At 49.8% G+C, this 13,338-nt stretch carries 8 protein-coding genes and 1 pseudogene; 4 read left to right on the top strand and 5 right to left on the bottom strand.

The features are described 5' to 3' along the window. A partial coding sequence (locus J5224_RS21770; protein ID WP_264627343.1) for a winged helix-turn-helix domain-containing protein occupies window positions 1-312 on the bottom strand: 312 nt, incomplete at its 3' end. Between the two features lie 1,017 nt (window positions 313-1,329). Beyond that, window positions 1,330-5,904 (bottom strand): inverse autotransporter beta domain-containing protein, encoded by a 4,575-nt coding sequence (locus tag J5224_RS21765; RefSeq protein ID WP_264627342.1) that lies wholly within the window; start codon window positions 5,902-5,904, stop codon window positions 1,330-1,332. A gap of 615 nt (window positions 5,905-6,519) precedes the next feature. On the opposite strand from J5224_RS21765, the gene gss reads away from it, so the two are divergent. Next, the gene (gene gss, locus J5224_RS21760) at window positions 6,520-8,400 is read left to right on the top strand and encodes a bifunctional glutathionylspermidine amidase/synthase (RefSeq protein ID WP_264627341.1); all 1,881 of its coding nucleotides are present in this window, start codon (window positions 6,520-6,522) and stop codon (window positions 8,398-8,400) included. Window positions 8,401-8,425: 25 nt separating this feature from the next. Here the strand turns inward: gss and J5224_RS21755 are convergent, their stop codons facing one another. Then, complete coding sequence (locus tag J5224_RS21755) at window positions 8,426-8,578, bottom strand: hypothetical protein (protein WP_264627340.1); 153 nt, start codon at window positions 8,576-8,578, stop codon at window positions 8,426-8,428. 285 nt (window positions 8,579-8,863) lie between these two features. Here J5224_RS21755 and mutS point away from each other — a divergent pair, with 285 nt between their 5' ends. Beyond that, complete coding sequence (mutS, locus tag J5224_RS21750; RefSeq protein WP_264627339.1) at window positions 8,864-11,428, top strand: DNA mismatch repair protein MutS; 2,565 nt, start codon at window positions 8,864-8,866, stop codon at window positions 11,426-11,428. Between the two features lie 58 nt (window positions 11,429-11,486). Here the strand turns inward: mutS and nlpE are convergent, their stop codons facing one another. Both nlpE and J5224_RS21740 read right to left on the bottom strand, forming a co-directional pair. Further along, entirely contained in the window at window positions 11,487-12,170 is a 684-nt protein-coding gene (gene nlpE / locus J5224_RS21745) for an envelope stress response activation lipoprotein NlpE (protein ID WP_264627338.1), read from the bottom strand. A 45-nt stretch (window positions 12,171-12,215) separates the two neighbouring features. Further along, a complete protein-coding gene (locus J5224_RS21740; RefSeq protein WP_264627337.1) occupies window positions 12,216-12,761 on the bottom strand; it encodes a YaeQ family protein in 546 nt (181 codons plus the stop codon). Between the two features lie 313 nt (window positions 12,762-13,074). On the opposite strand from J5224_RS21740, the gene J5224_RS21735 reads away from it, so the two are divergent. Both J5224_RS21735 and J5224_RS21730 read left to right on the top strand, forming a co-directional pair. Further along, window positions 13,075-13,275: a YaeP family protein gene (locus J5224_RS21735; RefSeq protein ID WP_222158376.1), complete on the top strand. Its 201-nt coding sequence runs from the start codon at window positions 13,075-13,077 to the stop codon at window positions 13,273-13,275. Beyond that, window positions 13,262-13,338 (top strand): annotated as a pseudogene (locus tag J5224_RS21730) (Rho-binding antiterminator); the annotation flags it as partial. The gene J5224_RS21735 and the pseudogene J5224_RS21730, both read left to right, overlap by 14 nt.

Genomic DNA, 13,338 nt, shown 5'->3' with positions numbered 1-13,338 from the left:
CACACCAAAACGGTATCCCAACTTCGGGATAGTCACGATGATTTGCTTATCTTTATCCTGCAAATTGCGCCGCAGTGCGCGGATCACCTGCGCAATACTTTGCGGTGTTACATATCCCCCTTCCCACACACATGACAGGAAATCATCCTGTGATACGGGATGAGGATATCTTTCGCATAGCAAAGCCAACACATCGGACTCCTTTTTCCTTAATTGATATAAGGTGTCACCACAGCTTAATGTTCTGAGCTTGGGGCTAAAAATGAAGCCAAGAAAGTAGATATTGCCATCATTCATTAAGCTAATGTTCATTTGCATATCCGCCTGATATTTTGTCTAACAAAGGAATCCACCATCAGGAAATTCTCACTACAAACCATGGTGGCAGTGATTACCACTCCTCCTTAAATTTCTGCCACCAAGATACTCATCATTCATCCTTATGATAACCCACCATAAAAACGCACCTTGGCTTGTTCATGCAGTAGTTATAATTTTTTATAAAAACGCGAAGTGAAATAATAAAAACGACGTTTTAATTTATAACACGCTGTTTTTTATTAATGCATTGTTTTTCTTAATGCAATGCCTACATAATCATTGTAAATGCACGGAATTAAAAACTGTTTAAAACTATTAATTACATTGTATCCAATCGATAAGACAAATCGTACCAAGATAAAAAATGGCATTTAATAACCAAGTGTAACTACTATTTTCAATTAAGCGACGAAGAGAAATCACACGCCATAGTCAGATATAAGAATGTCATTTGACTTGCAATCACCACTCATAATGAATGGCATAGAATGGTATAGTTTTCAATAGATTGAAACAAAAAAGACGATACTCAGTAAAGGACAATCACACTATAACACTTTCACGCATTCCATTCACAGACACTAAATAAAATGACACCAACGGCCAACGCTTATGGATCTATTTTTAGATATACGACTACCACACCAAGTCTTACAGGCATCACTCATCAGGGGAAATGAGTAGAGATATACAATGGTAATTATTGAAACATGCTCTCACATTTGGCTGAAAGCATAGATTATTTTGCTCGACGCATAACACTGACTGCATTGGAAATGCTTTAGCGAACCAATAAAAATAACAAAAACATAATTTTAATATTTCACCCTTTTTTTGTTCGTTAGACATCGCCCCTTTTGCAAGATATGATTCATTTATGATATAGCACTATAATCTTCCGGGCTGGGTTACTCTTGCAAAAAACGATTCTTGCGAAACTTCCTTACCCTCGTCACTGTCGATAACAAGGGATGCGCCCAGGTAGATATATCCAGGCGCAAGTGGGACTTATCCGTGCCACTGGAAAGGTTGGTTGGTGATCTCTGATACCCCGGTAAAGGTTATTCGCGTTTGCAAAATGCCAGAGCCGGAATGATTGAGCCAGCACTCTTCCTTGAACGCATAGGTATGTGATCTCTCAAAGTAGCCTACATTAGCACTTGAATAGACCCCAAAATAAGAGGGATAGTCAACGTTACGTGTATCACCTTGCCCCTCGACAATCTTGTGAGCAATGGTCAACGGAGCCATCAACCTCCTTTGCCCTGCTAAGTCAAAACGCGTATTGGGTTGCAAAAGCGCATGGTGCATTCTGCCAAAATGGCTTCCTTGACACGCATAATCATACTCTCCGGTAGAGGTGATAATTCTGCGCGAATTATAAGTTGTAGCCAAATGGCTACCGTATATTTGCGTTGGTTTAGTCGGATTGACACTGACTTCAGAAGTGGAGGCCGTTCCTTGCAATAAGTCGTGGCCGTAAGCAACCACCTCCACGTGTACCCGTTTACCGATATAGTGTTCCTGTGGGCTAAAAACGGTTTCGACGCTACCCGTCGATGAATCAATACGTTGATGATCAAGTTTTCGGCCCCACTCATCGACTAAAATCACCTCAACATAGCGCGGGGCATCATAGGGTGTGCTACTGTTAACCGCCCAGGTAACGCGCAGTTTATCCTCGGTGAAAACCGGAGCCCATATACGGCCTGACTCCGTCAGAAGGCCATTATTGCCATATTTTACCCCCGATATTCGGGGTTTAGGTGTAGTAAACACCTGCACATCATAAGCACCGGTGCTTGTGGTATAAAACGCATTTTCCTTAATCGTAAGCCGAAGTCGGGTCTTCCCTTTTTTTAATGGCCCTGAGATCTGCCCTTCAGGCGTAATAGCAATGACCTCCTGTTCACTTGAGCTCCACTCAATGGTGGCATCAACGGGCAGATTCATCGGTTTCTGTAATGTAAATGGACTTAGATCGGTCGTCGTTACTACATCTGATGCAAAACGAACGGGCACACTTCCTTTGCTTAACACGAATGAAACGTTCACCATCTCAGAGAGAAACTGCTCGGTTTCCTGCGTGTGAAGGGAGATCATGGCATTGCCTGGCGCGATTGGACGGAGCTCACCGCTATCTGTTACCTGAACCACACTTTCGCGATCGCTCTGATAGATTAACGGTAACGATGCGCCAACATCCGGGTTAGTGAAATGGCCTTTGACAGAATGCGTCTTCCCTTCTCCCCAGACAGTCGCTATCAGTTGAGCGTTGACACTTAACCCAGGTGAAGCTTTCGCGATCTGAAGTTGATAGCTCGCACTGGCAGGATGATATTGGGCATCCCCCGCAGTCTGCACCGTGATGGTCACGCTTCCCGCTTTACGCAGCGTTATTTGCCCTGTTTCCTTAGCAACCGATGCAATGTCTGGATCGGAACTTGACCACATTTGTTGCAGCGTCGCGGGCGCGCCTTTTACCGCCTGAGAGTGGCGAAATTGCTGCGTATAGGTCACATACTGAAAAGCATTGTCGAACCGTAAATCCGGCATCGCTGCCCCTACCGAGATAACCACAGCACTGCCGATGGTTTTTCCTTCAACGCTCGCATTCAGAGACACGCGCCCCTTTTCCATGGATGTCGCGTTGGCCTGATAGGAGCCATCGTTGTTATCGTGCGCGGGCGTAATCGTAAACCCGGAAAGCGACTCAGCGCCATGAAACACCACGGCTTTACCCGAAATCGCATTACCATAGGTATCCCGCAACATAACATTCAGCAATGCGGCGTCTTTACCGTCTGAACCGATCTCCGTTTTATCCGCGTGGAATCGAGAAACATGCTGATCAATGGCAGCGGGCTCAATCGTGACATCGGGTGCCCTTTTTTGGTTCTTGTCGTTCAGGTATGCCGTCATGCGCAGAATACCCGCCGTCTGACTTTTTAGGGTAATATGAGCAACCCCATTGGCGTCTGTACTCGTTATACGTTCTCCCACGTTGGCATTGCCCTCTGGCTGCCAAAACACCATCATGCCCGGTAGCGGATTACCATTGCCATCGACAATGGTGGCGCTGTAAGTCATGCCAAGGGGATCGCCAGCAGTCACCCGCGTCCTGTTAACACTCACTGTGTTGATACTCCCTTGGCTGCCATCGCCGATCACTGCCAACGGTTGCGTGAGACCGAGTGGAACATCATTGACGCGCACGGAAAGCAACACATCCTGTGCGTGTGTCGAGCTTACCTCGATGCGATAGCGTCCTTCCGCGAGCTCTTTCGTTTCACCAAACAGTACGTTGGGTTTGTCGCTAACCGCAACGACGCTTTGCCCTGTGAGCGGATTATTTTTCTTGTCTCGCAATACCAACAGCATGGCCGCCTTTTCTTTTCCGGCTACCACCGTGCTGGGGTAAACCCGTAACAGGGAATTCGCTTCCGATAAAGCACCCGTGGTGAAAACTATCATCTCAGCCGTACGTGTTGAATTCGGGCTTGCCGCGGTGACAGTAACACCGAACGCCTGACTACTGGTTATCGAAGTCACGGCAATACCTTCGTTATTGGAAAGACTGTGCACATCGCTAAACCTGACCACGCGGGCATCACGATCGGAAGACCAGTTCACCCCCACACCCGGTACAGGGTTGCCCTGAGAATCCTTGATCAGCGCGCGATAGTGCACCGGTGATTGACCATCCGCAAGGTAAGGCGCTGCGGAGGGTAAGAGTTCGACCACTTTCGCCGTTTGGTGATCAGGCAAGAATACCAGCGTAACCTGGTGCCCGGGTGAATCCTTGATATTCGCAGTCACCGTCGTGTTGCCCGCGCGGGTACTGGTCAGTGATACCTTAGCTTCGCCTTGTGCATCAGTGAGCGCGGTCGCGCTGATCACCGCATCATTATCAGCCTGTAACTGTATCTGTACATCGGGAACCCGGTGTCCACTGGCATCTGTGACGGTAATGGTAATCTCATTGGTCGCTTTACCGTTGGCCACGGCATTGTTCGCTTCCACCACTAAACCGCTAATGGCGGCACTTGAGGCATCCGCTGTCAACGTGACATGCGTTGTCGCCAGCGTGATGTCACGCGCGGAAGGCGCAATGGTAAACACGGCGGGCTGCATGCCAGCGGTTAACGTCGCGGCATATTCTCCCGCAGACTGGCGCTCAAAGGCAGAAACAACCGAGGCATCCGCACTGCGTTTCGTCCTTTTTGACGTAATGTGAATCTCATTGGGATCCAGATCGACAGGATTGCCGTGTAAATCTCTCACCTTAAGCGTTAAGCGCTGCTGCGCTTTACCATTGGCGGGGAGCGAGATATTTTCTGGCTCAAGGCTGCTGTTTAATGCACTGACTTCCGCTTCTAATACCGTCACCTGCGTCGTCGCACTGCGCGACATATTGCCTTGCGTATCCACCGCAACCGCACTCATGCTGTAGGTATTATCCCCTTGTGGTCGATAAGGCGGCAGTTGGACACTGAAACGATCGCTGCTCTCCGTGATAATTTTCCCCCCTTGAGCCAGTAACGCAGAGGCAGACCAATCAATGCGCGCCAGCGCATATTTGCTGTTGACCGAAATGGGAAACGTTTTCTGTTCGCCGCCATATCCCGTCAGTAAAGATGGGGTAAAAAGATGAAGCAGTCGGGTTTTACGATACTCCAGAACAATCTGGTTATTACGATCGACAAAATCAAACCGGCTACCCGCGATGCGACGCAGAGCGGTCACCTGACCAGGATCGACCTGCTGATGCCACGGTTCATGTAAACGATAATTGAGTTCCATTCCCCATCGCATCTCGCTTTCTCCTGATTTTCCCTGACGCCGTTCAGCGTTCATGGTCAAGAGCGGGAATGGCGTATAGCTGGCCCCTATCGTGACAGCATAGGGATTGCGTTGGCGATCATCTTTGCCAAACAACGCCACCTCATTACCATAATACTGTTCATAGACCAGCTTGCCACCAAGCTGTGGCCAGTCTGGCAAATATCCCTCGGCACGAATATCCCAGCCATTCGCGGGACGCGCCTGATAATCAACAACGTCTGGTGATGGTTTCCAGCCAGTCAGGCGTAAATAACTGTTGAAACCAAATTTCAAAAAATCACGCCAATATTCCAAACCAAAACCGATGCGGGCGTGGGACTGCGACAGGTCATAATCAAGAAAGGCGTTCCCCCCAAGAAGATAATCGTTTGAGCTATAACGCACGCCAAGTCCCACATTCGTCTGAAGATGTTCATCGTTATTATGTAAACTTGTTTGCATAAACATCAGCCGGTCTTTCTGTTCGTGCAACGGATATAGCACATCAAACTGAGAACGTTTCAGCGAAAAATCCCGATCCATATCTAACTGCGCGCGGACAGAAGCATAGGGGCTTAACCATTGCGTAATCGCCTGGTTGACTCGTTCCGTTGCAACGCCCCGTGCCATGTCAGAAGAATCAGTCCTATGGCGGTCACTTAGCCATCCCCCAGCCCGGGAAGCCCATTCCGCCAGCGTGTTTTCTTCAGCGCTAGCAGACACGGCAGTGGGTGCTGGCTCGGCGAATACCCGTGGCATGGAAAACGTACCAAGAAGTGGAAAGCAAACCTGAATGCCTATATTTACCCAGGCAAAAAATTTCTGACAGAGTGTCATTTCCCTCTGGAGAGTAATATTCATACTTTATTCACCGTGAAAAAGAAAAACGAATTAAAAAAATTAAAAACATGACTATCTACCGTGAAGGTCTATTTATTCATCACTGGAAGTTTCAAAAATCAATTAACATCGACTACAATACGAAAAGGCAGGACACGCTCAAAATCAGGATGAACAAATTAACGCCACATCAATATCGTATATTGGAGCATATAACTCCATGAACGCTCTTCCTAATTTCGATACATCTATTTTAAAAGAATAGAAAAAAAACACATAAATCAAAAAAACGACTCAAAAAAAATAAATGAAAAAGAAAATTAAAATTACTTCAGTATTTTTCGCGCATTTATCTTTTCCCTTATGACTATCTCAGCATTATCAGGTTACATTCTGGGTAAACAGCATTTGCGCTTGGCAGGAATGATTGGTGCTATCATGAAGCCACATCTGTCTGAGACGCTCCTTTGGCTGAAGGGAGAAGAGGGATTTCAACTGCAACGGCCAGAGAGGCATACATCTAAGGTCTGACTAATGAGTACAGCGTCAACAGGTAGCGATGCCCCCTTTGGCACGCTATTGGGATATGCGCCCGGCGGCGTAGCAATTTATTCTTCAAATTACAGTACGTTACCTCCAGAACACGATCACCGAGATGCCAGTTTCCGCAGCTATATCGGCAACGAATATATGGGGCATAAGTGGCAGTGTGTTGAGTTTGCCCGCCGTTTTTTGTTCCTGAACTATGGCTCGGTCTTTACTGATGTTGGGATGGCCTATGAAATCTTCTCCTTACGCTTCCTGCGCCAAGTGGTTAACGACAATCTGCTACCACTTCAGGCCTTTGCTAATGGCTCCCCGCGCCCTCCCGTTGCCGGAGCCTTGCTGATCTGGCAGAAAGGCGGCGAGTTCAAACACACGGGCCACGTCGCAGTGATTACCCAACTGTTGGGTAATAAGGTCAGGATTGCCGAACAGAACGTTCACTACACGCCCCTCCCTCCCGGCCAGCAGTGGACACGGGAATTAACGTTGGAAGTGAGTGAAGGCCACTACACCCTCAAAGATACCTTTAACGACACCACCATTCTGGGTTGGATGATCCAGACCAGCAACATGGAGCACAGTCTGCCGCAGCCAACCGTTCCTCCGGCAGCGTTGGTGCTCGGTAGCGCACGTCTGGAAAATAAAGGGCAGTTCGACGGCAAATGGCTCAATGAGGCCGATCCGTTACAGAATGTCTATGCACAGGCAAATGGCCACCGCATTAATGCCGACCCCTACCGTTACTTCACCATGACGGAACGCGCTGAGCAGGAACTGATCAAGGCCACCAATGAACTGCATTTGATGTATCTGCATGCAACGGATAAGGTCTTAAAAGATGACAATCTGTTGGCACTGTTTGATATTCCCAGGATCCTGTGGCCACGGTTGCGGCTTTCCTGGCAACGTCGGCGTCACCATATGATCACCGGGCGTCTGGATTTTTGTATGGATGAACGTGGACTGAAAGTCTATGAATACAATGCAGATTCCGCATCATGCCATACAGAAAGCGGGCTAATTCTTGAACAATGGATGAAGCAGGGCAATATCACAGCAGGATATAACCCATCGGAAGCCTTGCTTGACGAGTTGGCGGGTGCCTGGCAGCACAGCCATGCAGCTCCCTTTGTCCACATCATGCAGGACAAAGATGTGGAAGAAAGCTATCACGCGCAGTTTATGCAACGGGCACTGACACAGGCAGGCTTTGACAGCAAAATCCTCTACGGACTGGATGACCTAGGCTGGGATAGCGCTGGGCAATTGATTGATAGCGAACATCGCCCCGTTAACTGTGTGTGGAAAACCTGGGCATGGGAAACCGTGGTTGAGCAACTTCGTGAAGTAAGCGATACCGAATATGCTGCGCTGCCAATTCGTACTGGCCATCCGCAAAATGAGGTGCGCCTAATCGACGTGCTACTGCGCCCGGAAGTGCGCGTGTTTGAACCGCTGTGGACCATGATCCCCGGAAACAAGGCAATACTGCCCGTATTGTGGTCACTGTTTCCCCACCATCGCTATTTGCTCGATACCGACTTTGTGGTGAATGAGGAATTAGCGCAAACGGGATATGCGGTAAAACCGATATCGGGCCGCTGTGGCAACAACATAGATCTGATCAACCGACACGAGGAAGTGCTGGACCAGACCCACGGCCAGTTTGTTGACCGGAAAAACATCTATCAACAGCTCTGGTGCCTGCCGAAGGTAGAGGGGAAGTATCTTCAGGTTTGTACCTTCACCATCGGCGGTAGCTATGGTGGTGCGTGCTTGCGTGGTGATGATACCCTGGTAATAAAAAAGGAAAGCGATATAGAGCCGCTTATTGTGTTATCTGATGGGGATTCCCAGCAGAACAAATAATGCATGAAAAGGGGGATACTGCTATTTATGGTATCTCCCTCTCCACCACCATAACATCAAGGGCCATTTTCAAAGAGATTATTAAATATTCTTTTCTCTCCCTCCATAATATGAGCAATATCGGGGAAATAAAGCCAAGATAGGTTATCTCAGTCATCTGCTGTGGCATTTTTATCATGGTACTCCTCCCATGCCCGCCGTTTGCAAATCACCCACCGGCATTTACGATACGCTTCGCGCATGAAGAAGCAGATATCAGAATCAGATACATTTTCCACTACTGCTTTGATAACGTTTCAGATAGCGTCCCCCTGTGGGTGAATCCCTGAGGGGGAAAGTGGTAAGATATAGCGCGCCCTGGAGTAGAAATGTTGCTGGCAGGGTCTTTTGGTTTAAGTAAATGCTTGCAGCATAAGTGGCTTGTCCATTGAATCCCCAATAGCTAAAAATGAGTAAGACAGAGATGAATGAACCTATCGAGAAGGATTTCACCGACCATACGCCCATGATGCAGCAGTATTTCAGGCTAAAGGCGCAGCATCCTGACATCCTGCTGTTTTACCGCATGGGCGACTTTTATGAGTTGTTTTACGATGATGCCAAACGTGCGTCACAGCTATTGGATATTTCACTCACCAAACGCGGTGCTTCGGCTGGTGAACCCATCCCCATGGCAGGCGTCCCGCACCACGCGGTGGAAAACTACCTGGCAAAACTGGTGCAGCAAGGCGAATCTGTCGCCATCTGCGAACAAATTGGCGATCCGGCTACCAGCAAAGGCCCCGTAGAGCGCAAAGTGGTACGTATCGTCACCCCAGGGACGATCAGCGATGAAGCGCTGTTACAGGAAAAACAAGACAATCTTTTAGCCGCCATTTGGCAGGACGGGCGCGGCTTTGGCTATGCCACATTGGATATCAGTTCCGGGCGTTTTCGCGTTATGGAGCCGGCTGATGAAGAAACCATGGCGGCAGAATTGCAACGTACCAATCCTGCGGAGTTGCTTTACCCGGAATCCTTTGGTGCCGCTCATTTGATTGAACATCGCCATGGGTTACGCCGCCGTCCGCTGTGGGAATTTGAGTTGGAAACCGCGCGTCAGCAGCTCAATATGCAGTTTGGCACACGCGACCTTATAGGGTTCGGGGTAGAACAGGCGAAGCTGGCGCTGCGTGCCGCAGGCTGCCTACTACAGTATGCCAAAGATACTCAGCGAACCTCACTGCCACATATTCGCAGCATCACCATGGAACGCCAGCAAGACGGCATCATTATGGATGCCGCTACGCGTCGTAATCTGGAGCTGACACAGAATCTGGCAGGCGGTGTCGAAAATACCCTTGCCGCCATTCTGGACTGCACCGTCACGCCGATGGGCAGCCGTATGCTCAAGCGCTGGTTGCATATGCCCACGCGTGACAAACAAGCGCTAACCCAGCGCCAGAGCACCATCCACGCGTTGCAGCCTCTGGCAGAAGCGCTCCAGCCTCCCTTGCGCCAGATTGGCGATCTGGAACGTATTTTGGCGCGTCTGGCGCTGCGTACCGCCCGACCACGCGATCTGGCGCGGATGCGCCATGCATTTCACCAATATCCGGCCATCCATGCGCTACTGGCAGAAAGCAGCGAAGACTATGTCCAACAGCTTGCGCAGCATGTTCATCAGTTTGACGAGCTGTGCTCGCTCTTGGAACGTGCCGTGGTGGAAGCGCCACCGGTGCTGGTGCGCGATGGCGGTGTGATCGCCAGCGGCTACAACGCTGAACTGGATGAATGGCGTGCGCTGGCTGACGGCGCCAGCGATTACCTCGATCGTTTAGAGGTCCGTGAGCGCGAAAAACTGGGGCTTGATACTCTCAAAGTCGGGTTTAACGGCGTACACGGTTATTACATTCAGGTGAGTCGCGGACAAAGCCATCTGGTGCCGATTCACTATGTACGCCGCCAGACGCTGAAGAATGCAGAGCGCTACATTATTCCTGAATTGAAAGAGTACGAAGACAAAGTGCTCACTTCCAAGGGCAAGGCGCTGGCACTGGAAAAAGCACTATACGACGACCTGTTTGACCAACTGTTGCCACACCTTGAGGCATTGCAACAAAGTGCTGGCGCGTTGGCAGAACTGGATGTCCTCACCAATCTGGCAGAACGGGCAGACACCCTGAATTACGTGTGCCCGACGCTGAGCGATCAGCCGGGATTAAAAATTGAGGGAGGCCGCCATCCGGTGGTGGAGCAGGTATTGAGCGAGCCGTTTATTGCCAACCCGCTGTCACTCACACCGCAGCGTCGTATGCTGATCGTGACCGGCCCGAACATGGGCGGTAAGAGTACCTATATGCGTCAGGCCGCGCTGATCGTGCTGATGGCCCATATCGGCAGCTTTGTCCCCGCAGATAAGGCCACCATTGGGCCGGTTGATCGCATATTCACGCGTATTGGTGCCGCAGACGATCTCGCCTCTGGGCGTTCGACGTTCATGGTGGAGATGACAGAGACCGCTAATATTCTGCACAATGCCACAGCCAACAGCTTGATATTAATGGATGAAATTGGGCGTGGCACATCAACCTATGATGGTCTATCTCTGGCCTGGGCTTGTGCAGAAAATCTGGCGCAGCGCATCAAGGCCATGACATTGTTTGCCACCCATTACTTTGAATTAACCCATTTGCCAGAAAAAATGGAAGGCGTTGCGAATGTGCATCTGGATGCACTGGAGCACGGTGACACCATCGCGTTTATGCACAGCGTTCAGGAAGGGGCCGCTAGCAAGAGCTACGGCCTCGCCGTTGCGGCACTGGCGGGCGTGCCTAAAGAGGTAATTAAACGCGCGCGGCAAAAACTCAAAGAGCTGGAATCACTTTCCCATCACGCCTCTGCCAGCCATGTGGACGGTGCGCAACTGGCGCTGTTAACCAGTGAAGAGCCAGCCCCCGCGGTCGAAGCATTGGAAACGCTTGATCCCGATACGTTAACGCCGCGTCAGGCGCTGGAATGGCTGTATAAACTGAAAGCCATGGTATAACACCGTAACCAGCGGCCTTTCTCAGAGAGGCCGCTTTTATCCTGTCGCTTTGCTGTTGTTATTCGCTACAGTGGTTTTGCGCTTTCATCTGAAATGGCGCACTACTCGGGACCAGGCTTTTTACTTCCATCCCCTCTTCCATCGAAGGCACCACGGCAAAATGCGCGCTGAAAGTGAGCAGCACCGCGTCTCCCGATGATTTACGTACCTGTAAATAACGTTTTTCCATCACGATATTGTTTACCACCGGGTAGGTGACACCGGTAAAACAATCCGCAAACACCGCCGCATCGGCCATATAGCGGTACAAACCACGCATCGCCATTGGTGTGGTCGGCAAAGGCGCTTTGGTCGCCGTCAGACGATAGGCGTTGGACGATACGATCGGCGCACCGTCTCGATCGAGCATTTCCAGACCATTCTCCAGCGGTCTGAAATAACGTTTTTCGCCTTGCACATCGGTGAGCACGAGCTTATCCGCCGTGCGCGCCCATTTGCCATAGGTGGCAAACACACGATTGCCAGGGCGATCGGTTTGATAATGATGTTGCAGTATGAACGTGCCATTTTCAGCCAGAAATAATGACGTATCGATACCGGCACAATCTGCACAAGGTAATACGCCACGATAGCTCTGCGCCATGGGCTGCAATGCTTCCTCACGCACCGGTTTGGGCGTATGACACCCCATCAACCCTGCTGCCACAACAACCAGTAGTAAGCCAAGCGCCATCTTTTTCACGCTATTATCCTCCCCACCTTCTCCTGTCACCCAGGATCATGACGACTATTGGGCCGGTTGCCACTCGGCAAAGGTAATTTCCAGATTATTCTTATCATCAGACAACCATACCGAACCATCCTGAAGGGTTGCCTGTAACGTCATCGTGCGCTGTGCCATTGCAGCCAGCGCCTGCAATTGGCGATCGTCTAAAAAACGGATGGCAAGATTGCGATGTGGCCGCAACTTTTGCTCCATCGATTGCCACCAGACATGGGCCGCTCGCTCACCATAGACGTAGAGCACCACGTTAGGAGATTGATTGCAGGCTTTTTTGAGCCGACGCTCATCTGGCAGCCCTAATTCAATCCACAACTTCAGCGCCAATGTATCATCGCGCAACCAGATTTCCGGTTCGTCATCGGCGCATAACCCCTTGGTAAAGCGTAAATTTTCATCCGCATGACAGATCCACGCCAACAGCCGCAGCATCATACGTTGTTCCGTTTCTGAGGGGTGCTGCGCCAAGGTCAAATTGGCATCATAAAAAAAAGAGCGGTCCATATCCGCAATGTTCACTGCTGCTTTATAAATCGTTGCTTTTAATGCCATTCGATACCTCTTCTCCGTCTGTAACCAGTGTACCTTGAGAACCGGTGAGACGCACAGCATACCGATAGCAATTCAGAAAACAGACCAGTTGCCAGCCCCAAGTATAAATGCGTAAAAAAGATAAAATTGTGCGCTAACTGAAGCATTGCTTAACACCGGAATGCTGATATCCTGCTGATGCCTATGCTATAGTCCTTTTGATAACGAATACTTATTTTCGTGGGATTATCTCCCCTTATCAGCAAAAAACGAGGCCATCGCGGCGACAACAGGCACAAAAGCCTACGGCGGAGGGCTTCCAAGGGAGGATATTATGCAGCAACATTCTGAATTGGTTCGTCGTTTATACGCGGAGATCGCCAGCGGCAATCTGGGTTACATACCCGATGCATTAGGTTGTGTTTTGCAAACCCTGGATGGGATCGCAGCGAATGGCGACTTGCCGTCCACCGTCAGGGAACAGGCGGCCTTCGCCGCAGCTAACTTATTGGTGAGCGATTATGTCAATGAGTAACGAATATCAACCCATCAATTGTGATGATTACGATAGCCTTGAGGCTACGTGCCAGCAACATCT

This window comes from Candidatus Symbiopectobacterium sp. NZEC135 (assembly GCF_025962695.1).
The sequence above is the reverse complement of the archived record's forward strand: the minus strand, read 5'-3'. Positions and strand labels throughout refer to the sequence as shown.